The following is a 25,584-nucleotide window of genomic DNA, read 5'->3' on the forward strand; positions in this document are numbered from 1 at the left end:
TGGGTTTCTCATAGCAGCCGCGCAACGTGTGGAGCCATTGCTACTTCCTCGAATCTGCTAAAAAGGACTTTTTCAGTAGCCTCTTGCTTTGCAAGGGGATGTTTATGTTCCAATTAGTTCCACCTTAAAGTAATTGGGTATATAGGGTTAGTGAACACTTACTAATTCTACAGGTCCGTGATCGTCACAGTGATCGCCATGAACGTGATGCAAGCGTCCATTGACTAAATAGTCCATGTGATCGCCATGAGGTACTAGTTCGTGACCGCAATCTCCATCGTGAGTACAACCACAATTCATGGGAAGACATTCATCGGGGTTATTCTCTGTAACAGGAATCTTGCACTCATCCCAATGTCCATTGTGTTCATGATGAAGGTGACCATTGTGTACGTAATCAATATGATCATCATGCTTAATCTTTGTATGACCACAAGCCACACTGTGCTTATGTGGATGTTTTTCATGAATATGGTGTTCTTTTTCCATTTTCCACCCTCCTTTTTATGTAGTATGAATTCGTTTCTTATATCTTATCCGTATAAATCAACGTTCAAACAGATGCTAGTTAATGGAAACCCTTTGACAATAGTGAAGACCTAGTTTAAAATATGAAAATAGTAATCATTACGATTTGTTGAGATGACAGGAGGTATTTATGAATAACACTATTCCGGTAACAGTCTTAAGTGGTTACCTCGGGTCAGGGAAAACGACTTTATTAAATCATATTTTGAAAAATCGTCAAGGACTGAAAGTGGCAGTTATAGTGAATGACATGAGCGAGATCAACATTGACGCTGAATTAGTTAAGCAAGGCGGCGAGTTATCAAGAACCGAAGAAAAATTAGTGGAGATGTCTAACGGTTGTATTTGCTGCACATTGAGAGAAGATTTATTAATTGAAGTAAAGAAGTTGGCTCTTGCTGGAAATATTGATTATATCGTCATTGAATCAACTGGCATTAGTGAACCAACGCCAGTAGCTCAAACTTTTTCATATATAGATGAGGAATTAAATATTGATTTAACAAAATTTTGCCGTTTAGATACGATGGTGACTGTCGTTGATGCGAATCGTTTTTGGCAAGATTTTCGTTCAGGAGATAGCTTGCTCGATCGAAAAGAATCGTTAGGTGAGGATGACACAAGAGAGATTGCTGATTTACTTATCGATCAAATAGAATTCTGTGACGTTCTTATTCTAAATAAGTGTGATCTTGTATCAGAACAAGAGTTAGAAAAACTAGAAACAGTATTAAGAACATTGCAACCAAAGGCAAAGATCATTCGCTCTGTTCAAGCTGAGGTTGATCCTAAAGAAATCTTGAATACACATTTGTTTAACTTTGAAGAAGCAAGCAATTCAGCTGGATGGATTCGTGAACTGACAGCTGGGCACGAGCAACATACGCCAGAAACAGAAGAGTATGGGATTTCTTCTTTTGTTTATATGAGAAGAGAGCCATTTCACTCGGTGCGATTTTATAACTGGGTTAACAATATGCCAAATAACATTGTGAGAGCAAAAGGAATAGCATGGTGTGCAACAAGAAACAATCTAGCCTTATTAATGTCTCAAGCAGGGCCCTCTGTGTCAATTGAGCCCGTTTCCTATTGGGTCGCTAGCCTTCCAAAAACAGAACAAAAACAAATACTAAAGGAAAACCCTCATTTAGTAGACGATTGGGATGCTGATTTTGGTGACAGACATACAAAACTTGTATTCATAGGAACTGATTTAGACATAGAAAAAATCACGAAAGAATTAGACGGTTGCCTGTTAACAGATACTGAATTCACAACTGATTGGGAAACGTTAGAAGATCCGTTTGATTGGAATTTGCAGAAGGCGTAAGAAAGTAGGGAAATAAATTGATTTTATCTGGGAAGACGATTTTATCAAAAATTAACAATAGCGAGTTGGAGATCTCTCCTCTTACCAATGAGCAGATTCAGCCAGCATCTGTTGATTTACGATTAGGAAATCATTTTGTGACGATTGATGAGTATAAAGAAGGTTTGATAACACTTGATAAGTCCGCTAGTTACCGTGAGATTATTTCAAGTAATGAATCAATTATTTTGCCACCTCAAACTTTTTTATTAGCAACAACGGTTGAAACGATTAGATTGCCATATAATGTAACGGCTTTTGTAGAAGGAAGAAGTTCAATAGGACGTCTTGGCTTATTTATTCAAAATGCAGGATGGGTTGATCCGGGTTTTGAAGGCCAAATCACACTAGAACTTTTTAATGCTAATCGTCTTCCGATTGAACTAACACTTGGTCGTAGAATCTGTCAACTCGTGTTTGCCGAAGTAAATGAAAAAGCTGATCCATACAATGGGAAATATCTTTTTCAAAAAGGAGCAACGCAAAGCGCAATTTATAAGGATATACAGTGAAATGGTTTTAGGAAAATAGAACTCTTTTATTATGAGAGTTCTATTTTTATCAAGTCAATAAATAGTAATAATTACGATTTGTTCGCTATAGGTATAAGAAGATCGTTAAATAGGAGGTTGAAAAGATGTCTAAGATACCTGTATTTGTATTAAGTGGGTTTTTAGGAAGTGGAAAGACATCGCTGTTAGAGCGACTACTTCAAGAGTGTTCTCAGAGAAATCTATCGGTTGCTGTTTTGATGAATGAAATCGGCAAAACGGATACAGATGGTGAAAGCCTTTCTGGGAAGAGTAAAATAATTGAAAAGCTGTTAGATGGATGCATTTGCTGCAATAAAAAAAGTGAAGTGGTTCAGAGTATGAAAAAGCTAATTGCATTAAAGCCTGATGTTATTTTTATTGAATTAACGGGTGTTGCTAATCCAGAAGAGGTTGCTGATTCATTAACAGAACCGGAATTAATTAATACTGTGTATTTAGAAAAAGTCATTACGTTAATTGATGCTGAACATATTCTATCTTACAATAGTTTGTTTGAGTCGGATCGTGAATTAGTGAAAACAACTAGGAGACAAATAGAAGTGGCCGATTTACTTATTGTAAATAAGACCGATTTAGTGTCAGAATCAAAAAAACAAAAAATATACAAAGTCTTAATAAAACAAAATTCAACGTCGAGAGTTTTTTTCTCAACTTACAGTAATATCGATTTAAATCCAATATTATATCAACTAAAGTCTCCCAAGCATACCGTAAAGGTTCGAATTAAAGGGGAACCACAGCATAACAATCACCACAATCACTCTTATTCTCGTATCAATAGTATTACACTAAAACTATCGTCCCAAACCAGCACAACTGAAATTGAAACATTTCTCAAAAAGTGGAAATCGAATCTTCTGCGTGCAAAAGGATATTTATCGCTTGGGGATGGTACATACCTCATGCAGCATGTCATGAAACGCGTAAATTGGGAACGCTCGTCTTACATCGGAGACTCATACTTAGTTCTTATTGGCATCGAGCTGAATGAGGAGGAAATTAAAAAGGAATGGGAACGGAGCATTCAAAAAGCAGGTGCTCCATCATAATAGCCAAGACGTTAGGATTTCTATGAATCCTGACGTCTTTTAAATTACTAAATAAAAACGAAATAGATGGATTTAATACCACTAATATTAAAACGTAACTATTATGATTTATGTTCATGTTGACATCTTGTCCGCATATATATAAATAAACAAAAGATGGAGGGCTTTAATAAAAATGCGGACTCAACATAATTTTACAGAAGTGATTGGTTTTATTCTTCTTGGAATCGCGGTTATGATCATATTTTTTAATGATCAGTTTACAATAAGCAACTTGTTTTTTCCGGAGTCACTGCTAACCTTTAATATGATTTTTCTTAGCATATTAATTGAAGCAATCCCATTTGTTTTAATTGGTGTTTTTATAGCAGGGATCATTCAAGTTTTTGTGACGGAAGAGCACCTTAAAAGACTCATTCCCAAGAATAAATTGTTAGCTGTCATTACAAGTTGTTTAATAGGTGCTTTATTTCCTGCTTGTGAATGTGGAATCGTTCCTATTGTTCGCCGTTTAATCGCCAAAGGAGTTCCCTTATTTGCTGGAGTAGGTTTTCTGTTAACAGGTCCATTAATTAATCCAATCGTGGTGTTCTCTACCTATATGGCTTTTGGTGAAAATCTTAGGATGGCCATGTTAAGGATGGGCCTAGGGTTAGTGATTGCAATAATCATTGCTGGAATCATTTGTATTCTTTATAAGTCAAATCAATTAAAAAGAAGCAAGGAATCACTTGCCATCCAAGCACAGACGGTTTCTAAACAACCTCTGGACAAGAGGCTAAAGGCAATGTTCGAGCATGCGATTGATGAATTTTTTGATATGGGGAAATTTTTAATTATGGGAGCTATTTTAGCAGCGTTTGTTCAGACATCTATATCGACTAAATCGATTCTTGGTTTAGGGGAGGGGATCCTTGCATCGACACTTGTGATGATGGGTCTTGCTTATTTACTCTCTTTATGTTCTGAAGCTGATGCGTTCATTGCTGCCTCATTTCGACATCTCTTTCCACAAACTTCATTACTGGGGTTCTTAATTTATGGTCCAATGCTTGATTTGAAAAATACGATTATGATGATGGCTGTATTTAATATTCGTTTTGTTATTGTTCTTATGATGGTCATAACAGGTGCTGTATTAGGGCTCCTACTTTTCGTTCATCCATGGATATAAAAGGAGGGAGAGACGATCGTACATATACAAATAAGACAAGCGGTAAAAGCTTTCGTTTTATTGCTGTTTGCTGTATTTATTTTCATTTTACATGAGACTGGGGAGATTACTCGATTTATTAATCCGAATTATCTCTATTTCAGTCAAATAGCTTCCGTTATTTTTTTATTTTTATTTTTTATTCAAGTACCTCGTATTTTCACACATTTACAAATTGAGAATGATCATAGTGAGTGTGGTCTTTGGGGATGCAATCATGATGCTGGTGAAGGAGGTTTAACGTTAAAAACCATTTTTGCTTACGGATTAATCATTATGCCACTTCTGACAGGGTTTCTTCTCCCGTATAAAGATTTTGGCGCAGCAGAAGCACTTAAAAGAGGAATTAGCTATTCAACCCATGATCATGGTCATTTGGAAGAACATGACATACTTGATGGTCAGTTGGAGAGAAGAGTAAAAGAAATGTTAAAGCAATCTGTCATTCATTTTAATAATGAAAATTTTGCAAGTTACATCGGTGCTATTACTACTTATCCGAATAGTTTTGTGGGAAAATCAATTGTGTTAGAGGGGTTTATACTAGAAGATGATTCTCTTACTAGTAATCACTCAATTATTACTAGATTTCTTGTAACCCATTGTGTTGCGGATGCTCATGCCACTGGAATCGTAATTGAGAACGGAGCATCCTTTGGAATTCAAGAGAATTCATGGATCCGTGTAAAAGGAGAATTGAACGTCCAAAAGGGTGATAGCATACTTTTTCCTATTATTAATGTTAGCAGTTGGGAAGAAATTCAATCTCCAATAGATCCATATGTGTACCCATAGTTAATAAGCAATTATGTCTTTATATTTATTTTGTAAACAGTCATCTAGCATCGTTATAATTTCTTCTTGATTCAATTCAGAACCAATGAAAAGAAACTCAGTTAACATATCTATCGATTTTGTCGAGCACATTTTAGAAGTTTCAACTTGTATGTTAGACCCAACTTGGGAGATGCAATGGATCTCTTGTGTAAAGGGGCTATAGCATCTCCCTTTCATTCGAAAGACCTCACCAGGGATTTTCGTGAAAAACTGTTCTAAGCGATTAAAATCGACTGGCAAGTGGCTCTGATATACAAAGGTATCAATGCCATATTGTCCTATTACTTTCAGGTTACTCCTAGAGGAGAAAAGGTTAATTTGATCAACATAGAGGGAAGAGGTTGCTTTCATGTTAAAAGCATTCTTTTTATCTTCGCCTCTCCAGTCGCTATCGTTCATTACACTTATTAAAGCTTTAGGTTGTAAATTTTGTATAAACACCATTAATTCACCAAGTCGTTCATGTGAAAGCTGGTTTGTATTGTAGATGTAAATCATTTCAGCCAGCTCTAACTGATTAATAAGTGCTTCGCCTAATGTATACTCGAGTGTATGGTTCGTTAACTCAATCCCATGTTCAGAAAAATAAGAAAACCAAAAGTCCCGTGCATCAATTACATGAATATGGGACTTAAGGTACCAATTTTGATGGTTATTTTGAGAAATTGAGCAATCAAAAAGTGAATCTATATCTGAGGTTGGATAAATATCTAAAAGGATCTCGTCTACATTTCTGTGACTCGATATCTCTTCTAGAGTAGTGATTAGATTGGTCAATGTATTTATCTCTAACTCATGAACAGCTTCACCAATAAAGTGTGTAAGAGGATAGGGATCTGCTGAATTAACTACTAAGTTAACATCGGTAGGGCGAAAAAGAATCACTTTTATTTTTGATTGTTTACTTCCTTGAATTTCTTTAATTAAATCACATTTATCCTTTATTGAGAAACCTGTTATGATTGTTAGAGGTTTTCGTTGTTCCAATTTTCACACATCCCTATTTCCATATCTTGAATATTACCAGCTTGATTTCTTAACACCTGGAATTTGACCTTTATGAGCAAGCTCTCGGAATGCAATCCTAGAGAGTCTAAATTTACGCAATACAGCACGCGGTCTACCAGTCATTTCGCATCTTCTCGTTAAGCGACTTGGGGCTGAATCCCTTGGAAGCTTACTAAGCCCTATATAGTCACCTTTTTCTTTTAATTCTCTTCTTCTTTCTGCATATCGAGCGACAAGCTTCTGTCTTTTCAATTCCTTTGCAACCTTTGATTTTTTGGCCATTATGATACCACCTTTTTAATAATTTGATAATCAAAATCATTACGATTTGTATTTTAGAGCAAAAAATACAAAAAGTAAAGTTACACACCAAAAAAGTCGTAATAATTACGATTTGTTATTGACGACCTAATATACTTTTATATATAGTAATTGAGTGTAAATAATAACCATTACGGTTTGTGGTGGTTATTTTCTATTAAAAAAAGGAGTTGAATATTTATGAATAAAAAACATGCAATTTTTTATATGATTATTGCCGTACTTCTCATTTTTGTTTCGGGGTGTAATAGCGGCGGTCAGGAAACTGCTTCTAACGCACAGGAGGAAAATAAAAGTGAGTCTTCTGAGACAGAGAATAAGTCTTTAACGATGTTGTTTAGTTTTGCCTCTAAAACGATAGACCCTCATCAGGACTGGATGGGTGTTCGTGCAGGTATTGCAGAAACGTTAGTAAAAATTGATGAAGACTTACAAATCCAGCCATGGTTAGCAGAATCATGGGAGCAAAACGATGAGAGAACTTGGACGTTTACCATTCAAGATGGTGTTACATTTCACGATGGAACACCGGTTGATGGAGAGGCTGTAAAAGCTTCGTTTGAGCGTGTAATTGACGTGAATGATGCGATTGCATCTAACTTAAAAATTGAATCTATGAAAGCGAGCGGACAGGAAATTACCTTTTTTACGACAGAAGAGTATCCAGCGTTCCTTTCTGAACTAGTGCATACGAATGCTTCTATTATTAAGGCAGACGAAGAAAATATTAGTGAACAACCAATCGCAACAGGCCCATTCAAAGTAGCTGACTTTACAGCGGAAGCAGAGATTAAGCTAAAAAGATACGAAGATTATTGGGACGGGGCAGCAAACATTAATGATGTGACAATAAAGTTTAACTCTGATGGGAATGTACGGGCACTTGCTCTTCAATCAGGTGAAGCGGACATTGCTTATCATTTGCCTCCTGAGGCGTTAGACCCAATCGAAAATAGTGAAAATCTTCGTGTGGAATCAGTTTCAAGTTTACGTGCTCATTTCATTCTTTATAATGCAGCAAATCCTGCATTACAAGATGTAAGAGTTCGAAAGGCGCTAGATTTACTCGTTAATCGTCCTGTAACAGTAAGTGAGATCATGAATGGACATGCAACAGCTGCAAATGGACCGTTCCATCCTGATTTTGCATTTGCAAGCGAAGAAGAGCCAAAAAGCTATGATCCAGCGAAAGCCGAGGTTTTACTGAAAGAAGCTGGGTATGAGAAGAATAAAGATGGCAAATTGGAAAAAGGGGGAGAGGTTCTTGAATTAACATTGGCAACTTTTCAAGGACGGCCAGAACTTCCATTAATGGCGCAATACTTACAAGCAGAAGCTGCAAGTCTCGGAATTGGGATCAATATAATAACGGTTGAGAACATTGATAGTTATTTATGGGATCAACAGGATGAATGGGATCTTGTGACGTACTCTATTTTAACGGCACCTCGAGGAGACGGCGGTTATTTCTTAAATGTTGCTTATTTACCAGATGGTTCATTAAATCCAGGGCAAATCGATATTCCAGAACTAAATGAAATTACGAAACAGCTAAATGTGACAGCCGATCTAAAAGAGCGAGCTGCCTTGCAAAAGAAAGCTGTTGCCATCATTCAGGATGAGGTTCCACAATCGTTTATTTTATATCCTCATATTATTGTAGGCGTCAATGAACGTGTTAAGAACTGGAGTCCAGGGTCCGAAGAATACTACTTAATTACCAATAAAATGGAGATAGAATAATAGGAAGGTGAAAGTGTCTTAAGATACTTTCACTTTTCTTGTTAGCTTTTTATAAATTGATGTTTGGCAGGTGAGTAACATGCGGAGAATTTTATCTATTATTGGTTCGAGAATGCTCCAATTAGTCATAATGGTTTTAATCCTTTCTTTTGTGACTTTTTTGTTAATGAAAATTACACCCGGTGATCCTATTAGAGCTATTTTAAAAGTAGATGATGTGATTTCTACAACAGCTGAAGAGGAACGATTAATGAAAGAATATGGCTTTGATCAACCAATCTTAGTGCAATATAGTCGGTGGATATGGAGTGTTTTACAATTAGATCTAGGAGAATCTCTCATCGCTAAAAGGCCAGTAATGGACATGATTATGAGTAGATTGCCGGCGACGGTTGCATTATCGATAGGAGGCATGCTGGTACTCTTTTTGGTATCAGTTCCACTTGGAATATTAGGAGCTGTTTATGAGGGGCGTTGGCCTGATTATTTAAGTAGATGGATGGCAATGGTCGGAGCTTCTATTCCAAGCTTTTGGCTTGGGTTGTTGTTAATTTATTTTTTCTCTTTAAAACTCAACCTATTACCCGTAATGGGGAAAGGTACATTCGCTCATTTTGTTTTGCCATCGATTACTCTTGGGGTTGCAATGGCTCCAATGTATATTAGATTATTACGAGAACGACTCATTTCGACGTTGCAAAGCTCGTACATTGAAGCAGCAAAAGCAAGAGGATTACGAAAGGAACGTATTCTTCTTTTTCATGCACTGAGAGGGAGTCTGATTCCGTTGGTTACCATGTTTGGATTAAGCATTGGCAGTCTTCTTGGGGGAATCACCGTTATTGAAATTCTCTTTTCTTGGCCAGGAATGGGGGAACTGATTGTGAATTCCGTGATGCAGCGTGATTATCCGGTCATTCAGGGTTATATTCTTATTGTAGGTTTCCTAGTAGTGATAACAAACCTTATCGTAGATTTACTGTACTTGATGATTAATCCTCAAATAAAGCAAGGGAAGGAGTTAGGGTAATGGAAACAACATTGATTAAAACCTCTCGACTCCTCCGTAATCCTAATATGAGTATTGGAATGCTCCTTGCTATACTTATTGCAGGTGTTACGTTTCTTGGTGGAGCCCTCGTTCCTCATGATCCCTTTCAAATCGATATGGGCAACCGGTTGCAAGGCGCGTCATCTGCTCATTGGCTAGGAACGGATCAATTAGGTCGGGATGTTCTTTCAAGAATTGTATTCGGTGCGAAGTTAACGGTTGGTTTAGGGATGTTTGCCATCCTTATGGCAGTATGTATAGGCGTTCCAATTGGACTCCTTTCAGGTTACATTGGTGGGAGAATTGATGCTTTTTTTATGAGAATCATAGATGGAATTATAGCTTTTCCTGATTTTATTTTAGCCATTGCGATAGCTGGTATGTTAGGGCCTAGTTTAATCAATATTATCATTGCGATTGTTTTAGTAAGGTGGATTGTTTATGCTCGTGTTGTCCGAGGTTTAGTTCTTACGGAAAAAGAAAAAGAATATGTTTTAGTTTCAAAGGTCTCTTATTCTAGTACGTTCAAAACGATCCGTATGCATTTGTTACCTCAAGTGATGCCAGACATTATTGTCATGGCCGCTATTGACGTTGGGAAAGTAATTTTACTAATTTCTGCATTGTCCTATATTGGTCTTGGAGCGCAACCACCTATCCCAGAATGGGGAGCGATGCTTAACGATGGCCGAGGATACTTTCAAGTGATGCCTTCTCTTATGATCTACCCAGGACTTGCAATCATGTTAACCGTTTTATGTTGTAACTTACTAGGAGATGGGTTAAAAAGTTATTTTGATATTCGAAAAGGGAGGGATTATTTGTGAGCGAGCCTCTTATTTCCATACAAAATTTGCATGTTGAGAATAGAGTTTGTGAAAAGTCGCTTTTGAGAAAAGTCAATGTAGAGGTGAAAAAGGGGGAGATTGTTGGTTTGATTGGAGAAAGTGGTAGCGGGAAAAGCTTAACAGCGAGAGCCATCATGGGTCTTCTTCCGTTAGAAATGAATGTAAGTGGCCGTATCTTATATAAGAACGATGATCTGATAAAGATCACATCAAAAGAACACCGTAAACTTCTCGGGAAAGAAATAGGCATTATCTTTCAAGATTACCGTGGGAGCTTTACTCCATTTATTAAGATTGGAAAGCAAATGATTGAGACTATTTGTACACATCAATTGGTTCGAAAAAAAGAAGCAAAGAACATAGCTTTTCGGGTTCTTTGTGAAATGGGTCTGAATTCAGAACGAGTTTACCATAGTTATCCGTTTCAATTAAGTGGTGGACAGGTTCAACGTGCTGCCATTGCAATGGTCTTGGCATTAAGACCAGCCTTAATTATATGTGATGAGATCACAACGGCATTGGACGTAATGAATGGAGAGAAAGTATTAAGTTATATAGATCAAGTTCGGAAGGAAACTGGTTGTGCTGTCCTAATGATTACTCATGATCTAGCCCAAGCTTATAAGCGAACGGATCGTATGTATGTGATGCATCAAGGTGAAATCGTTGAAGAAGGTTTACCAGAACAGATTCGCTGTCATCATAAGCATCCATATACAAAAAAACTATGTTCTTGTTTGCTTTCCCTTCCTGAAGACGAATCAGTACGAAAGGAAAGAGTGATTTCCTTATGAGTCTAGTCGTAGATGGTTTATCAAAACATTATTCTAAAAGCGTTCACGCTTTGGATAACATTTCGTTTCGTGTAAACGCGGGAGAATGCATTGGGATAGTAGGGGAAAGTGGGAGTGGGAAAAGTACACTAGCAAGAGTACTCTTAGGATTAGAATCCTATAAAGATGGGCGCATTACCATTAATGGCAAACCAATAGCTCCGAAGAAACGAGCCCTCTTACGCGAGTACAGAAAGAGTGTACAAATGATTTTTCAAGATGCGACAAGTACGTTGAATCCGAAGTTACCGATATGGAAAAGTATACTAGAACCACTAGATAACTTTAAGGAAATCACCCCTTCTTTTCTACAGGCAGAAGGCCTTTCAAGAAAAGAAGTTGCAGAAGAGCTTTTAGAAATAGTGGGGTTAGAGAAAAAAATGGTCGATCGCTATCCCGGAGAATTAAGTGGAGGACAAAAGCAGCGAGTAAGTATTGCTAGAGCTTTAAGCATTGAACCAACCCTTCTTGTCTGTGATGAACCGACAGCAAGCTTAGATGTTACGGTTCAAGTTCAAATTTTGCGTCTGCTAAAGGCCCTTCAGAAAAAAACGAACATGACTATTCTTTTTATCTCTCATGATATAAGGGCTGTAACATTTTTATGTGAAAAAGTGATTGTCCTTAAAAACGGTTCCATTGTCGATCAGTTCGGACTGGAAGGAATTTACCATGAGGAACGTCATCCTTATACAAAATCCTTAATTAAAGCAGCGTCAATTGAGTAAGTACCAAAAAGGGAGACAATCTTTTCATAAAGTAAGAATAGTAAAAGGAGAAAAGGATGAAGGTAGCGACAGCTTCTTTAGAATTAAAGAATGACTTGACTTTAAGTCATAGGCAGTACTTAATACTCGCGATCCCACTTATTATTTCAGGTATCTCGACTCCGATATTAGGTGCGGTTGATACAGCAGTAGTTGGACGAATTCCTGATCCGGCTTCAATTGGTGGAGTAGCGATTGGGGCCGTTATTTTTAATACGATGTATTGGCTTCTAGGCTTTCTCCGAGTTAGTACGAGTGGTTTTACTGCCCAAGCACAAGGGGCAAATAATCAAAAAGAAATGCTATTGTCGTTTTTTCGACCGATGATTATGGCCGTGATATTTGGCTTGTTTTTCATCATGTTACAGCAGCCTATTTTACAGATTGCCTTATTTTTAATCGGAGGAAGCGAAGCGGTATCGATAATTGCTGCAACCTATTTTTCTATTCGAATTTGGGGTGCACCATTTATTCTTCTAAGCTATGTAATGATTGGTTGGCTGATGGGGACGGGGAAGGTTCGATTATCTTTAGCGACCCAAATATTAATGAATGTCTTAAATATCATTTTAAGTATTGTTTTTGTTTTAGTGTTCGAAATGGGGGTTACAGGGGTTGCTTATGCCACAATAATCTCCGAAATTAGTGCTGTTTTATTTGGAGCATGGATCATTTTTCGAACCGAAAAAGTGAGTTTAAGGCACATCAGCCTCCAAATGTTACTGGAGTCTGAACCTTTAATAAAGATGTTAAAAGTTAATCGAGATTTATTCCTGCGAACCGTTTGTTTACTTACGATGACCGGGATCTTTACCGCAAAGGGTGCAAGTATGGGGGAAGTAACATTAGCAGCCAATGCTATTCTATTGCAGATTCACTATATTATGGCGTATTTGTTTGGCGGATTTGCCAATGCATCGAGTATCATTGTCGGAAGAGCAATAGGAGGAGGAAATCACTCCCTTTATAAACGTGCATTCTCTCTATCAGCAAAATGGGGCTTTGTTGCCGCATTCATATTGTCTTTAACCATACTTGTATTTGGAGATAATATAGTTTCATTTTTCACAACGATTACTGAGGTAAAAGAAACTGCATTTGAGCTCTTAATATGGATGACAGCTTTTCCTATTGTTGGATTTTGGGGTTTGCAATTAGAAGGGATTTTTTCAGGTGCTACAGAGGCCGGATCTATTAGAGATTCTATTATCCTAGCATTATTCGTATTTTTATTAGCTATTTGGTTGTTCGTACCTAACTATCATAATCATGGAATTTGGTTCGCCTTTGTATTATTTAGTCTTGCGCGTTCCTTCTTTTTATCATTATTTGTACCGAAATTAACTCGAACAAAATTTAGTTAACTTGATTATATAAACTAATAATACTACTGTCGCATTATTATTAAATTGGAATCCTTCCTGTTCATTCTGCGTAAGATGATAAAGATAGACAATAAGGAGACTGTGTTCTTACTATATTAACTAAAGGAAAAGCTTTAAGTAGGCGGTTGTCACAAGTTCGCCTATTTTTGCGTATAGTGTGAGAAGAGAGTATCTTGTTGCAAGACGGAACAGCAAAGGGGTGTACATCATGAGTAACCCGGTTAACTCCAAAAAAAGAGGGCGGATTAATGTAGTATTAAACCATAAACTAAATGAGAAATTCGGACAGAACGGATCACTTTTTCAAACCGAAGAAGAAAAAGAAGAGCATGATATTCTTACTCGCTTCGAGCGAAAATTAGAAGAATATGTAGGGTTAGAAGAAGTGAAAAGGCTTGTTAATGAAATTTATGCATGGCTCTTCATTAACAAGCGTCGGGAGGAGCAAGGGTTAAAAGCGAGCAAGCAAGTTCTCCATATGATCTTTAAAGGAAACCCGGGAACAGGAAAGACAACAGTGGCGAGAATAATTGCTGAATTTCTACATGAAATGGGCGTACTTGCTAAGGGTCACTTTATGGAAGTAGAGCGTGCCGATTTAGTTGGAGAATATATTGGGCACACCGCACAAAAAACAAGAGAAGTATTAAAAAAAGCAAGTGGTGGTGTATTATTTATTGATGAAGCCTACTCGTTAGCAAGAGGTGGGGAAAAGGATTTTGGCAAAGAGGCAATTGATACACTAGTGAAGGCGATGGAAGATCACCAACATGATTTCGTCTTAATATTAGCAGGGTATTCAAGAGAGATGGATTATTTCTTATCGCTTAATCCAGGACTCCCATCACGTTTTCCCATTGCAATTGATTTTCCTAATTATACAACGGATGAATTAATGGAGATGGTACGTCGGATGCTTTCTGAACGGGAGTATGTGCTAACTCAAGAAGGAGAATTTCATATTAAAGAACATATCAGACGAATTAGACAGGAACAAGAACGGACATTTAGTAACGGTCGTTATATACGTAATATAATTGAAGAAGGGATTCGACTTCAGGCGGTTCGTCTGTTGAAAGAAAATGCATTTGATCGAGATTCGCTTTTGACGATGAAACGAGAAGATTTTAAATTTCATTCTTCGCATGTAAAGGTAAATTAATATGTGGAAGAAGCCTTGTGGTACAGAAAGGAAAAAGAAATAGTTAAAGAATAACCTAAGGCTGTTGAACGGAGTTCTCAACAGCCTTTTTGATGGTATTATTAAGAATCAGAGTTGAATCAAATACTATTTTATTTAGTTAATTGTCTCCTATCTTCTACTTGAGGCGGTTCCTCCATCCAACCTTTTTTAATCATAATTTCTCCCCCTTCTTTTGCAAAGTTGAAAACCTTTTTACCTAGACGTGCCATTGTAAAAGGTATATCACTTCGTAAACTGAAAGCACCACCAAGTGAATTACTACCAAGACCGAAAGTGCTTAACAAGTTCGTAGTATAAAGCATCATCTTATCAGAGAATGGAGCAACTGTTGAATTAGTAGCTTTTCCTGCATGTGTAGCTGGTGGTTCGATATAATCTTTTCGCAAATATTCTCCTAACTTTGTTTCAACTTCTTTGGATAATTTCATTCCTTTTACAAAGTATTTCTTTGCCTCATGATCATTTGCTACTTGGGCAAAACCCACCATTAACTGCATACCTGTTAGGTTTGTTTCAATTGCATGGTGAATTTGAGAAAGTTCAATGACATTTAAAGATCTGGCTTCCTTTAACAACTGGTATCCTGATAAATAATGAATGTTTCGAACAAAAGCAACTTCTTTTGGCATGGATACATATGGAGGACGAGCAAGAACTCCTTTCTCTAAAAGGAATTGAGAGCACTGATCAAAAATTTGTTGAGAATTTGATGTCAATTGATTAAAAAACTGTCTTATATCTTTACGATAGGACATGGTTGAAAAGAGGGCAAAAAGATTAACTTCTATTTTGCTCATCATATGTAAAAACATTGGATCATACAAATAGTCGAATAATTTAGGAGTACCTTTATTAACGTCATTTTTAGTAAATCCAGTAGGAATAACAGCTCTTTCTTGCTGAAAGATATTTATAATTGTTTCTACTGTTTGAGTAGAAGCATCGTAACTTGACCTTAGAATTTGTTGAGTGTTTTGATCTTCGGCATGTTCAAGAAAATGCTCTAAAAATCTCATAAGCATTGTTTTTTCTTGAAAAGTCATCCATAAGTTCCCTAATTCTGAAGACGTAATCGTAACTTGATTAGATGTAGTCATTATACTGGCCCCCTTTTTTCTTTATATATATATTGACCATTTACTCATAATTTATTTACTTGTTTCATTTTTTTGAAATATTCGTTTATGTTTCTTTCAGGTCTACGAGTACAAATTAACCATTCAATCATAAGTATTGAAATCTGTTTTTTTTGCTCGTTCATGGTATGATGCGTATGAAATGATTGCAGAAACAAAGGATAATAAGAACATTAGTAAAGGATGTGAAAATCGTTGCAAGAAATTAACCATAGAGAAACAGAAGATGTCATCTTAGTAGGGTGTCAGTTAGATGCTGATGATGTAGCATTTGAACGATCGATGGATGAATTAAAAAGCTTAGTCGAAACGGCTAAAGGGACAGTCGTTGGAACGCTAATGCAAAAGCGACCAAAAGTTGAACCTTCTACATATATTGGAAAAGGAAAAGTCGAGGAGTTAATTCTGCTTATAGAAGAAATGAACGTAGATACCATTGTTTTTAATGATGAGTTGTCGCCAAGTCAAATTCGCAATGTTCATACAAGGACCCAAAGAACAGTCATTGATCGAACTCAATTAATTTTAGATATTTTTGCTTCACGAGCTCAGTCAAGAGAAGGGAAATTACAAGTAGAAATAGCCCAGCTGTCTTACTTATTGCCGCGTCTTGCCGGTCAAGGCCTTGCTCTTTCACGTCAAGGTGGTGGGATTGGGTCAAAAGGTCCGGGTGAAACGCAACTAGAGACAGATCGAAGACACATTCGGAGAAGAATGGATGAAATTAAACATCAACTTGAAGCTGTAGTAGGACACAGGCAGCGTTATCGAGAGCGTAGAAAGCAAAATGAAGCTTTTCAAGTTGCGATTGTTGGTTATACGAATGCAGGGAAGTCAACGATCTTAAATCGATTAGCAGATGTAGATACATTAGAGGAAAACCAACTATTTGCGACCCTTGACCCTACGACAAGACAATTTAATTTGCCTAGTGGGATGAAGGTGTTACTTTCAGATACAGTAGGATTTATACAAGATTTGCCGACGACTCTTGTAGCCGCGTTTCGCTCAACACTCGAGGAACTTCAAGAAGCGAATTTATTGTTGCATGTCGTAGACTGTTCGAACCCTGATTATGAACAGCATGAGAAAACGGTAAAACAATTAATAAAAGAACTAGGGTCAGAGTCGATTCCCCAACTAATTGTATACAACAAAAGCGAACAAAAGGTTGCTGAGTTTTTTCCGACAACGGATGAGGATTCAATTGAGATTAGTGCATTTGAACAAGATGATCTTAATAGTTTAAAGCATGCAATGGAAGAAAAATTAATGGAGCAAATGATTGAATACCATGTGTTATTAAAAGCAGATGAAGGAGCGTTGCTTTCGAAATGCCGTAAAGCAACTCTTATCCAAAAGCAAGATTGGAATGAAGAAACAGAACATCATGAAATTCGTGGATTTGTTTTACCTGATACCGCATTAGGACATGAACTACAGATAAGGTCGGTTATCGAACCAAAGAGAAGGAAAGTTGAGGAATAAGTAATATGTTGACGTTGAAGAATCAAGATCAATTAGAGAAAGTTGTTCTAGAGGTGGAACAACTAATTAGAGAGCACCATCAAGAGATTGAGGCAACCTCTTTATTTAATCAAGCAAAAGTGATGCAATCCTTTCGTAATCATCAAGTTGCCGATTTTCATTTTACTCCTTCAACTGGTTATGGGTATGATGATATTGGCCGGGATACGCTTGAATCGATATACGCTGAAGTATTTGGTGGAGAAGCCGCACTCGTTCGACCGCAAATTATTTCCGGTACACACGCAATTGCAACGGCTTTATTTGGCGTACTCAGACCGGGGGATGATCTTCTCTACATAACAGGTAAACCTTATGATACGCTAGAGGAGATTGTTGGCATACGTGGAAACGGAAATGGTTCTCTAAAAGAATTTCAGATTGGATATAATGCCGTACCACTTACCGATTCTGGTTGGATTGATGAAGAAATGATTCGGAGTCAAATGACAAATAAGACAAAAATGATTGGAATCCAGCGTTCAAAAGGATACGGAGATCGTCCTTCTTTTACAATTGGTCAAATTGAGGAAATGATTCAATTTGTTCGATCAATTAAAGAAGATGTTATTGTATTCGTTGATAATTGCTACGGAGAGTTTGTTGAAACAAGAGAACCTTGTGAAGTCGGAGCAGACCTTATGGCGGGATCACTAATTAAAAATCCTGGTGGGGGAATTGTTAAAACAGGCGGATATCTTGTTGGAAGAAGAGATCTAGTGGAACTTTCTTCGTATCGTTTGGCTGCCCCAGGAATTGGATCTGAAGGTGGGGCAAGCTTGTATAGTTTACTAGAAATGTACCAAGGCTTCTTTCTGGCTCCACATGTTGTATCACAAGCATTAAAAGGAGCGATATTCACAGCAGCGACATTAGAAAAGGTTGGCATGAGTACATCACCAAAATTTGACGAAAGAAGAACTGATTTAATTCAAGCGGTTCATTTTCCAACAGCGGAGAAGATGATTTCTTTTTGTCAAGCGATTCAATCAGCTTCACCTGTCAATGCTCATGTTTCGCCTCAACCAAGTTCAATGCCAGGTTATGAAGATCCTGTTATTATGGCAGCTGGTACATTTATTCAAGGAGCAAGCATTGAGTTAACGGCAGATGGTCCGATTCGTCCTCCATATGTTGCTTATGTTCAAGGTGGATTAACGTATGAGCATGTAAAAATTGCCGTTCTCCAAGCAGTTGATGTCATTTTAGATGATCAGTAATGTTTTTAATTTGAAAGCAATTACAAATCCAGTAATACCAAGTTGTGAGCTTATTTTACAATGGTTGACACTATACCTTGCTTCTAGTAACATGAAGGATGATACGAATAAAAATAATTATTAGGGTAATACATAAGTAGGTGCCTTTATCTATTCGATGAAAATAGAAAAATAGTCGAATAGAGCGCTTATTGTTTTTTTGAAAGTTTTTGAACATTAGGAGATTAAACAAGGACAATGTGACTTGTTTTTCTAAATACATTGATAGTTTTTTGAAAGGGGAGTACATATAATGGCAAAATTTACGAGAGACGATCTTATGCGTATCGTCAAAGAAGACAATGTTCGTTTTATTCGTCTTCAATTTTCTGATTTACTAGGAACGATTAAGAACGTAGAGATCCCAGTCGATCAATTATCAAAAGCTCTAGACAACAAAATGATGTTTGATGGTTCTTCTATTGAAGGATTTGTTCGCATTGAAGAATCTGATATGTATCTATATCCAGATTTAGATACATGGGTTATTTTCCCTTGGACACCTGAAAAAGGAAAAGTAGCACGTCTCATTTGTGATGTTTATCTTCCTGGTAAACCAGGCGAGGAACCAACTCCATTCGCAGGAGATCCTCGTGGAATTCTAAAACGTGTATTAAAAGATGCAGAGAAACTTGGTTTTACAGCGTTCAATATTGGACCAGAGCCTGAGTTTTTCTTATTCAAAAATGATGAGAATGGTGAGCCAACTTTAGAGTTAAATGATAAAGGTGGATACTTTGATTTAGCTCCAACAGATTTAGGAGAAAACTGCCGTCGTGATATCGTATTAGAGCTTGAAGATATGGGCTTTGATATTGAAGCATCTCACCACGAAGTAGCTCCTGGTCAACATGAAATCGACTTTAAATATGCAGATGCTATTACAGCATGCGATAACATCCAAACGTTTAAGCTTGTTGTAAAAACAATCGCACGTAAGCACGGTTTGCACGCAACATTCATGCCTAAGCCATTATTCGGTGTAAACGGTTCTGGTATGCACTTAAATATGTCTCTATTCAATAAAGAAGGAAATGTATTCTATGATGAAGGTACAGAATCGCAATTAAGCGAAACAGCAATGCAATTTTTAGCTGGTATCTTAAAGCATGCTGAAGCTTTTACAGCAATTACGAACCCAATTGTTAACTCATATAAGCGTCTTGTACCTGGATATGAAGCACCAGTTTATGTTGCTTGGTCTATGCGTAATCGTAGTCCATTAATTCGTATTCCATCATCAAGAGGTGTAAGTACTCGTGTTGAAGTACGTAGTCCAGACCCAGCAGCAAACCCATACTTAGCGATGGCTGTTATGCTTGCATCAGGACTTGACGGAATTAAGAAGAAACTAACTCCGCCAGCAGCAACAGATCGAAACATTTATGTAATGAGCAAAGAAGAGCGCATCGAAGAAGGAATCAATGATCTTCCAGCAACATTAAAGCAAGCAATTGATGCTTTAATTAAAGATGAAATTCTTGTAAAAGCTCTTGGTGAACATGCAGTCGAGAACTTTGTGGAAGCAAAAGAAATCGAATGGGATATGTTCCGCACGCAAGTACATCCGTGGGAACGTGACCAATACTTGCAAAACTATTAAGATGATCAAACCCTTGACACTATTGGTGTTGAGGGTTTTTTTGGAATTGCTGATGGTCTTAGTATGAAAGCTATTTGTCAAAGGAGGGAGGAGGCGTAAATGAAGTTAGCTACAGATTCAGACACCGTTAATCAAATGCAGCGGTTACATTTAGGAGGAAATTGATGCCTCACTCATGGTATCAGATCCTTTTACTTAGGACAGGAAAACCAGATAATTGCTATAAAGATATTTGCTAATGTTGCTGAATGTATAGATCCACGTACGTCAGTGTTAATGAAACAGGTCAATATAAAAAGATTAAAAAGAAATTCTAAACAGATCTGATGCAACGAGACTATGAATCTTTTGAGAAAGGTTTTGGCTTTTCTATAAACAAATACGTGAAGCGTTTGATCGTCTCGAGGAGAGAAAGGTTATTAAGCTTCATTGTCGTACTGTTACGATGAAACAAATACAAAGAACTTCGAGAGTAGACAGAGTCATCAGAAAAGCGAGCATTTTTAAAAATGCTCGCAAAACGGTTACTAGTAAGATCTTACAAAAGCTGCACCAACGATGATTAATAAAATAAACAAGACGACAATTAAAGCGAAGTTATTGTCTCTTTTGTAATCAGACATATGGCTCACCACCTTTCGTACCAAGATAGTACAAGATATGCAACAAGCACTTAAAAGTATTGATCAATGAGCGGACTTTGTAAAAAATGGATATTTAAAGGAGGTATATATGCACAGCGGGCAAGGTAATAGAGCGCTGAGTTCCTGTTAAACACAGTAAAGAGCAATTTGCAATACGCTCAAACAGGCAGGGTGAAAATTCATCCTGATCTACAAAAGCTAACTGAGGGAGCAAAGAAATATTTGAAAAATATGAATAGTTATTCTGTTGTCATTAAACAATGGAGTGTTAGTCAAGAATTACTGTCGATGGCGAAGTTAGCCCACAAACGTGAAGCCTCTTTTTAAATGTTAAAAAGCCCCCACTTAGTGAGGGGGCTTTCACAATTTAATACCTTTTAATCATACCTATTTTTGTTATTAAATCACTTAGGTTTCTATAGTTAATTTTAATTTATATTAGCATAAAGTTCTAAGGTGAATTCTTTCTCAATTGGTGGATCTTCTTCTTCAATTTCAACAACAGAAACTCCTCTGACTTTAACTACAGTTTTTCGTGATTCGATTTTAATGATGATTGGTTTAAAGAAAATGATATGGCCGAGACTAAAGTTTTATTATATCGATAAAAACACAAAACAAAAAAGAATATGGACTTTTCTCTTAAAGAAAAGCTCCATATTCTTTTTTTATTAATAAAATTATATTCCCATTTCGCCACTATCATAGTTGAATTGCCATATGACCCCAAACTTATCTGTTACTTGACCATAGCATTTGCTCCAGAACGTTTCTTGAAGTTCCATGCCGATAGAGCCACCTTCTTTCAATGCATGAAAGTAAGATTCAATATCTTCTTTGTTAGTACTGACTATAGCAAGACTTATATTGTTTCCTAGTGTAAAAGGCATTCCTGGAAAAGTGTCGGAAAACATAACCGTACTTCCGCTAATCGTAAGCCTTGTGTGCATGACTAAATTTTTTGCTTCCTCAGGTAGAGCAAATTCTGTGCTAGGCGGTGATTCTCCGAAGGTCATAATTTGTGGTTTTTCTGTTTTGAATACCTGTGCGTAAAACTCTACTGCTTCACGACAGTTTCCATTGAAATTAATATAAACATCAACAGCCATTTGAATCACTCCAAATCTTATAATTATAAATCTAAGATAAATGCTCACTTCCATTCTATACAATAAATTTATAATAAACAAATTTTGTGTATATAAATATTTTCTTCTTTGCATTGGTCGATCTAAATGTTATAGTGTTCATATATATATATACACTATAACAGTGGAATGGAAATTTGTTTATGATAATGTTTTCTATAATAAAAAAAGGGGGAAGCACCATGGTACAACAAGCTTTATGGTTAGCGAAGAAAGAATTGAGATCAAACTGGGTTCCACTGATCTTTACTGCAATTGTTACAGTGTTCTTTGCTCTGTTTTCCATAGTTCTTCTTGAGCAGGCATCAAGAAAGTTATTCGGTACGGAGACGATGTATTATAATGATTTTTTACTTGATATTATGTTTGTCGGTCTTACCCCGTCTTTAGCAGCAATTTTTATGCAAGGGCCTTACTTGAGCTTTCGAACCGTGACAGAGGATACATTTAGCAAAAGAATGGCTTTACTTCGCTCGCTGCCAATCCCAGTAAATGTGCTTGCATTAAGTAGAACGTTCACGATGTTAGCTACTTTATTGATCATGTCTAGTATTTTTTACATTGTAATCGTCATTGGTTTGTCAAATTCATTCTTTCAATTCCTATCGACTACGGAATTAATGATGTTTATTCTCATCTGGTTTGGTTATTCTTTAGCGCTCGGAGGAGTAAATCCATTTATTGAATATGGAACGAACGGAAAAATACTTCATCTCACTCCATTTATATTTCTAGGCGCTTTTATTACCACGATGATTATCTTTCGTCAAATATTTGAACATAGCATAGTGGAATGGAGTCTCCTTTTAGTAAAGGATTACGGATGGATGATAGCATTGATTTCTGTCGTAATTGGGTTCATTGGTTGTTACGTATGGAATACATTACTCAAATATCGTTTAGATAAAAGAGATTATTTATAATGGAAGGAGGAAGGAAATATGAAGTTACCCATTCGTGTCTCCGAGGAAAGCAGAGAGCCGATCTATCATCAAATTGAAACACAAGTGAAATCTCTTATTGTAAGTGGTCAACTTTCACCTGGTACTCCACTTCCTTCCATTCGAGCGATGTCTAATGAGTTAGCGTGTAGTGTCATTACAACAAGAAGAGCTTATCAAAATTTAGAAACTAGTGGATTTATTAAAACAGTTCAAGGAAAAGGCACATTTGTAAAAGAATTAGAAGGACAAAGAAAAGAAGAAACAAAGCAAAAGGTTGTTTATGATGCGTTCGTAAAAGCAGTTGATCAAGCTAAGCAAATGGGGTGCTCTGTAGACGACATGCAGAAAATCTTTAATGCTGTCATACATAACAAAACGAATGGTGGGTGAACATGAATAACGTAATAGATGTTGTTGGGTTAATGAAGCATTATAAAAAATTCACACTTGGTCCGATTGATTTTCAGGTAGAGAAAGGCACTGCCGTCGCTTTAGTTGGTACAAATGGTTCAGGGAAAAGCACAGTCTTTAGGTTGCTTTTAAACATTCTACAATCTGATGAAGGTTCTATTCAATTATTCGGTGAAAACATGGTCGAAAAGGAGACAGAACTGAAACAAAAAATAGGATATGTAGGTGATTTATATGAACAGTTTGGTCATTTCACAATTAAAGAACTTAAATCACTCGTTTCTTATTGGTACCCAAGTTGGGACGATGAGCGTTATTCTTACTTACTGAAGAGATACAACATTGATGACAGTGAAAAATTCGGGAAAAGTTCAAAAGGTACGAAAAAGAAAGCAGAGTTTATCTTTTCATTATGTCATGATCCAAAGCTCCTTCTCTTAGATGAACCATCTGCTGGTGTGGATATTGTTTCTCAACGAAAAATGAAGGAAGATTTAATGAGCTTTATGGAAGATGGAGAGAGAAGTATTCTACTTGCGACTCATATTGTTGATGAAATCAAGCAAGTTTGTGATTATATTGCCGTATTAGAGAAAGGGAAGCTTCTATATTCGTTTGATAAAGACGAAGTTTATGAAAAGTGGGCACGAGTATGGGTAGTCAATGTGACAGACACCCTTTTAGAGCATCCGAATGTGCTGATGGTAGGTCGTACACCACCTCAAATTGTCACAAATAATCTGCCCACACTTGAAAACGAGTTGAATAGTCTAGACATAGCGATTACTCATACACAAAGATTAACACTTGAAGAAGTGATTGAGCATTTACAACAGACTCATGCATAAGAAATTGAATGTTAATTACATCTACTTAGTAGGTTATCACAAGCTTAAACATAAGAAAGGTGTTGGATAAACTGGAACGTTTACAGATTCAAGCTTATAACAATAATGATAAAAAGTTCACAGTCATTCCAGAGTCAGGCTGTGCTGTTTTAGGGTTAGTCAATACGCATTATCAAGATCCAAAGCGTGAAGGAATACCGTTTATTTGTCAAAAAGGGTCGTGTCGAAGTTGTGTCATTAAAATTGAAGGAAATGAAGAATTACTGGAACCACCAACGAAAGCAGAACAAATGTCGTTGTCAGTAGGTAAAACGACAATTAAATCAGGTTATCGATTAGCTTGTTTAGCCAAATTTAAATAAGAAATAGATGATAGAAAAAGCTAGTACAAATAAAGTTGTTCATGCCGCTATTAAAGCTTGTCTACTTTAATAGCGGCATTCTTTTTAAGGGCGTCTCATATGTTTTAACTTATTCCATTTCAACATTTGCGGAAAAATAACCGCCACAAAATAAATCGCAAAAAGATCCGTAGAAAAATTTAAGTTAGGAAAAGATGTAACGATAAGGATAACTCCAACAAACGTAATAAATAAGTATAGGTTTAAACGTATCAATGTTTCCTTAGTATAGAGTTTGTATTTTTGGAAGTTATATATAGCAGCTACAAAAGTGAGTAAGCTTAAATCAGTCTGGCGCTTTTGATCTTTATTTATGTCTGTATTCATGATTCTCTCCTTTAGTCAAGCGTTTTTTGAATGAAAAAGTTATTATTCTAATTATATGCCAAGTAAGCGTTTTCGTAAATTGTTAAATTAATTGCAACTACCAATTATCAAGTGAATGAAAAAACTCGCTAATAGGAGTTGTTCTATATAGCGAGCTAAATATTTAATTAAGTTAAATAAACTAAGTCTACTTATGATAAAAAATAAAGACCAACTATGATCAACAAAATAAACAAAATTAGAATAAGAATAAGGTCTTTTTCATTGTAGTAACCATGATTCGTTCCATCAGTTGGTCCTCCATATCCATATCCATATCCACAGTTGTATCCATAGTAACTCATTTATACGACCACCCTTCTGTTATGAATCCTCCCTATCTTACACGATTGAAGAACTTTTTTCGTTCTAGACTGTTATCTCATTCATCATATGCAGGAATATGAAAAATGACAAAAGCCTAATTTTGAGTTTGTGAGATGTAAGGTGAGGAGAGCCATTTCCTACCATTTGAAACTCTAATAAGAGTAATGGTCATTTCTGTTTATTTAAAACATAGACTAGCTCTATATGCTCTTACCAAGGTTTACGCGTTCTAAAACCGATATAATGTGGGAGGTAGTGAA

The 25,584-nt window shown here is 36.6% G+C and carries 27 protein-coding genes; 19 read left to right on the forward strand and 8 right to left on the reverse strand.

From position 1 onward, the window contains the following. Window positions 1–147 precede the first annotated feature (147 nt). A complete protein-coding gene (locus tag SLH51_RS07460; RefSeq protein ID WP_335960347.1) occupies window positions 148–489 on the reverse strand; it encodes a hypothetical protein in 342 nt (113 codons plus the stop codon). Between the two features lie 169 nt (window positions 490–658). Between SLH51_RS07460 and SLH51_RS07465 the strand changes: the two genes are divergently transcribed. The 5 genes from SLH51_RS07465 (at window position 659) to SLH51_RS07485 (ending at window position 5,508) form a co-directional block, all read left to right on the forward strand. After that, window positions 659–1,858: a GTP-binding protein gene (locus SLH51_RS07465; protein WP_335960348.1), complete on the forward strand. Its 1,200-nt coding sequence runs from the start codon at window positions 659–661 to the stop codon at window positions 1,856–1,858. 17 nt (window positions 1,859–1,875) lie between these two features. Continuing rightward, window positions 1,876–2,409, forward strand: coding sequence for a dCTP deaminase (gene dcd / locus SLH51_RS07470; RefSeq protein WP_335960349.1), 534 nt, complete (start codon window positions 1,876–1,878; stop codon window positions 2,407–2,409). 125 nt (window positions 2,410–2,534) lie between these two features. Continuing rightward, a complete protein-coding gene (locus tag SLH51_RS07475; protein ID WP_335960351.1) occupies window positions 2,535–3,500 on the forward strand; it encodes a CobW family GTP-binding protein in 966 nt (321 codons plus the stop codon). Window positions 3,501–3,675: 175 nt separating this feature from the next. After that, entirely contained in the window at window positions 3,676–4,674 is a 999-nt protein-coding gene (locus SLH51_RS07480) for a permease (protein WP_390183831.1), read from the forward strand. A gap of 30 nt (window positions 4,675–4,704) precedes the next feature. After that, on the forward strand, window positions 4,705–5,508 hold the full coding sequence (locus SLH51_RS07485; RefSeq protein ID WP_335960539.1) for a TIGR03943 family putative permease subunit: 804 nt from the start codon (window positions 4,705–4,707) through the stop codon (window positions 5,506–5,508). On the opposite strand, the gene SLH51_RS07490 is transcribed toward SLH51_RS07485, so the two are convergent. Both SLH51_RS07490 and rpsN read right to left on the reverse strand, forming a co-directional pair. Next, complete coding sequence (locus tag SLH51_RS07490) at window positions 5,509–6,537, reverse strand: GTP-binding protein (RefSeq protein ID WP_335960352.1); 1,029 nt, start codon at window positions 6,535–6,537, stop codon at window positions 5,509–5,511. Window positions 6,538–6,570: 33 nt separating this feature from the next. Beyond that, window positions 6,571–6,840 (reverse strand): 30S ribosomal protein S14, encoded by a 270-nt coding sequence (gene rpsN, locus SLH51_RS07495; protein ID WP_335960353.1) that lies wholly within the window; start codon window positions 6,838–6,840, stop codon window positions 6,571–6,573. Between the two features lie 219 nt (window positions 6,841–7,059). On the opposite strand from rpsN, the gene nikA reads away from it, so the two are divergent. The 7 genes from nikA to spoVK all read left to right on the forward strand — a co-directional run bounded on the left by nikA (window position 7,060) and on the right by spoVK (window position 14,668). Next, window positions 7,060–8,622 (forward strand): nickel ABC transporter substrate-binding protein, encoded by a 1,563-nt coding sequence (gene nikA / locus SLH51_RS07500; RefSeq protein ID WP_335960354.1) that lies wholly within the window; start codon window positions 7,060–7,062, stop codon window positions 8,620–8,622. Window positions 8,623–8,701: 79 nt separating this feature from the next. Beyond that, complete coding sequence (gene nikB / locus SLH51_RS07505; RefSeq protein ID WP_335960355.1) at window positions 8,702–9,652, forward strand: nickel ABC transporter permease; 951 nt, start codon at window positions 8,702–8,704, stop codon at window positions 9,650–9,652. Then, on the forward strand, window positions 9,652–10,500 hold the full coding sequence (gene nikC, locus SLH51_RS07510) for a nickel transporter permease (protein WP_335960356.1): 849 nt from the start codon (window positions 9,652–9,654) through the stop codon (window positions 10,498–10,500). Before nikB ends, nikC begins: the two co-directional genes overlap by 1 nt. Beyond that, complete coding sequence (locus SLH51_RS07515; protein WP_335960358.1) at window positions 10,497–11,315, forward strand: ABC transporter ATP-binding protein; 819 nt, start codon at window positions 10,497–10,499, stop codon at window positions 11,313–11,315. The genes nikC and SLH51_RS07515 overlap by 4 nt, the downstream gene beginning before the upstream one ends. Beyond that, a complete protein-coding gene (locus SLH51_RS07520) occupies window positions 11,312–12,082 on the forward strand; it encodes an ABC transporter ATP-binding protein (RefSeq protein WP_335960359.1) in 771 nt (256 codons plus the stop codon). The genes SLH51_RS07515 and SLH51_RS07520 overlap by 4 nt, the downstream gene beginning before the upstream one ends. A 56-nt stretch (window positions 12,083–12,138) precedes the next feature. Continuing rightward, window positions 12,139–13,485: an MATE family efflux transporter gene (locus SLH51_RS07525; protein WP_335960360.1), complete on the forward strand. Its 1,347-nt coding sequence runs from the start codon at window positions 12,139–12,141 to the stop codon at window positions 13,483–13,485. A 229-nt stretch (window positions 13,486–13,714) separates the two neighbouring features. Beyond that, window positions 13,715–14,668: a stage V sporulation protein K gene (gene spoVK, locus SLH51_RS07530; protein WP_335960362.1), complete on the forward strand. Its 954-nt coding sequence runs from the start codon at window positions 13,715–13,717 to the stop codon at window positions 14,666–14,668. Window positions 14,669–14,799: 131 nt separating this feature from the next. Here the strand turns inward: spoVK and SLH51_RS07535 are convergent, their stop codons facing one another. Next, entirely contained in the window at window positions 14,800–15,807 is a 1,008-nt protein-coding gene (locus tag SLH51_RS07535; RefSeq protein ID WP_335960363.1) for a DUF3231 family protein, read from the reverse strand. A 234-nt stretch (window positions 15,808–16,041) separates the two neighbouring features. On the opposite strand from SLH51_RS07535, the gene hflX reads away from it, so the two are divergent. The 3 genes from hflX to glnA all read left to right on the forward strand — a co-directional run bounded on the left by hflX (window position 16,042) and on the right by glnA (window position 20,235). Beyond that, window positions 16,042–17,334 (forward strand): GTPase HflX, encoded by a 1,293-nt coding sequence (gene hflX, locus SLH51_RS07540; protein ID WP_335960364.1) that lies wholly within the window; start codon window positions 16,042–16,044, stop codon window positions 17,332–17,334. A 5-nt stretch (window positions 17,335–17,339) separates the two neighbouring features. Continuing rightward, entirely contained in the window at window positions 17,340–18,593 is a 1,254-nt protein-coding gene (locus SLH51_RS07545) for a methionine gamma-lyase family protein (RefSeq protein WP_335960366.1), read from the forward strand. 292 nt (window positions 18,594–18,885) lie between these two features. After that, complete coding sequence (glnA, locus tag SLH51_RS07550; protein WP_335960368.1) at window positions 18,886–20,235, forward strand: type I glutamate--ammonia ligase; 1,350 nt, start codon at window positions 18,886–18,888, stop codon at window positions 20,233–20,235. Between the two features lie 527 nt (window positions 20,236–20,762). Here the strand turns inward: glnA and SLH51_RS07555 are convergent. Beyond that, window positions 20,763–20,858 (reverse strand): YjcZ family sporulation protein, encoded by a 96-nt coding sequence (locus SLH51_RS07555; protein WP_335960370.1) that lies wholly within the window; start codon window positions 20,856–20,858, stop codon window positions 20,763–20,765. Window positions 20,859–21,559: 701 nt separating this feature from the next. Further along, window positions 21,560–21,988, reverse strand: coding sequence for a VOC family protein (locus SLH51_RS07560; protein ID WP_335960371.1), 429 nt, complete (start codon window positions 21,986–21,988; stop codon window positions 21,560–21,562). Window positions 21,989–22,209: 221 nt separating this feature from the next. Here SLH51_RS07560 and SLH51_RS07565 point away from each other — a divergent pair, with 221 nt between their 5' ends. From SLH51_RS07565 to SLH51_RS07580, 4 genes are all read left to right on the forward strand, one after another. After that, window positions 22,210–22,950: a hypothetical protein gene (locus SLH51_RS07565; protein WP_335960373.1), complete on the forward strand. Its 741-nt coding sequence runs from the start codon at window positions 22,210–22,212 to the stop codon at window positions 22,948–22,950. Window positions 22,951–22,968: 18 nt separating this feature from the next. Continuing rightward, entirely contained in the window at window positions 22,969–23,361 is a 393-nt protein-coding gene (locus tag SLH51_RS07570; RefSeq protein WP_335960374.1) for a GntR family transcriptional regulator, read from the forward strand. Between the two features lie 2 nt (window positions 23,362–23,363). After that, window positions 23,364–24,230, forward strand: a complete 867-nt coding sequence (locus SLH51_RS07575) for an ABC transporter ATP-binding protein (protein WP_335960375.1) — start codon at window positions 23,364–23,366, stop codon at window positions 24,228–24,230. A gap of 62 nt (window positions 24,231–24,292) precedes the next feature. After that, window positions 24,293–24,592, forward strand: a complete 300-nt coding sequence (locus SLH51_RS07580) for a 2Fe-2S iron-sulfur cluster-binding protein (RefSeq protein WP_335960376.1) — start codon at window positions 24,293–24,295, stop codon at window positions 24,590–24,592. Window positions 24,593–24,676: 84 nt separating this feature from the next. Here SLH51_RS07580 and SLH51_RS07585 read toward each other — a convergent pair whose 3' ends face one another. After that, window positions 24,677–24,958 (reverse strand): hypothetical protein, encoded by a 282-nt coding sequence (locus tag SLH51_RS07585; RefSeq protein ID WP_335960377.1) that lies wholly within the window; start codon window positions 24,956–24,958, stop codon window positions 24,677–24,679. Between the two features lie 191 nt (window positions 24,959–25,149). Further along, window positions 25,150–25,302 (reverse strand): sporulation protein YjcZ, encoded by a 153-nt coding sequence (locus SLH51_RS07590; RefSeq protein WP_335960379.1) that lies wholly within the window; start codon window positions 25,300–25,302, stop codon window positions 25,150–25,152. Window positions 25,303–25,584: the final 282 nt, after the last annotated feature.

This window comes from Halalkalibacter kiskunsagensis, from assembly GCF_037027555.1.
Lineage (GTDB): Bacteria > Bacillota > Bacilli > Bacillales > Bacillaceae_D > Halalkalibacter > Halalkalibacter kiskunsagensis.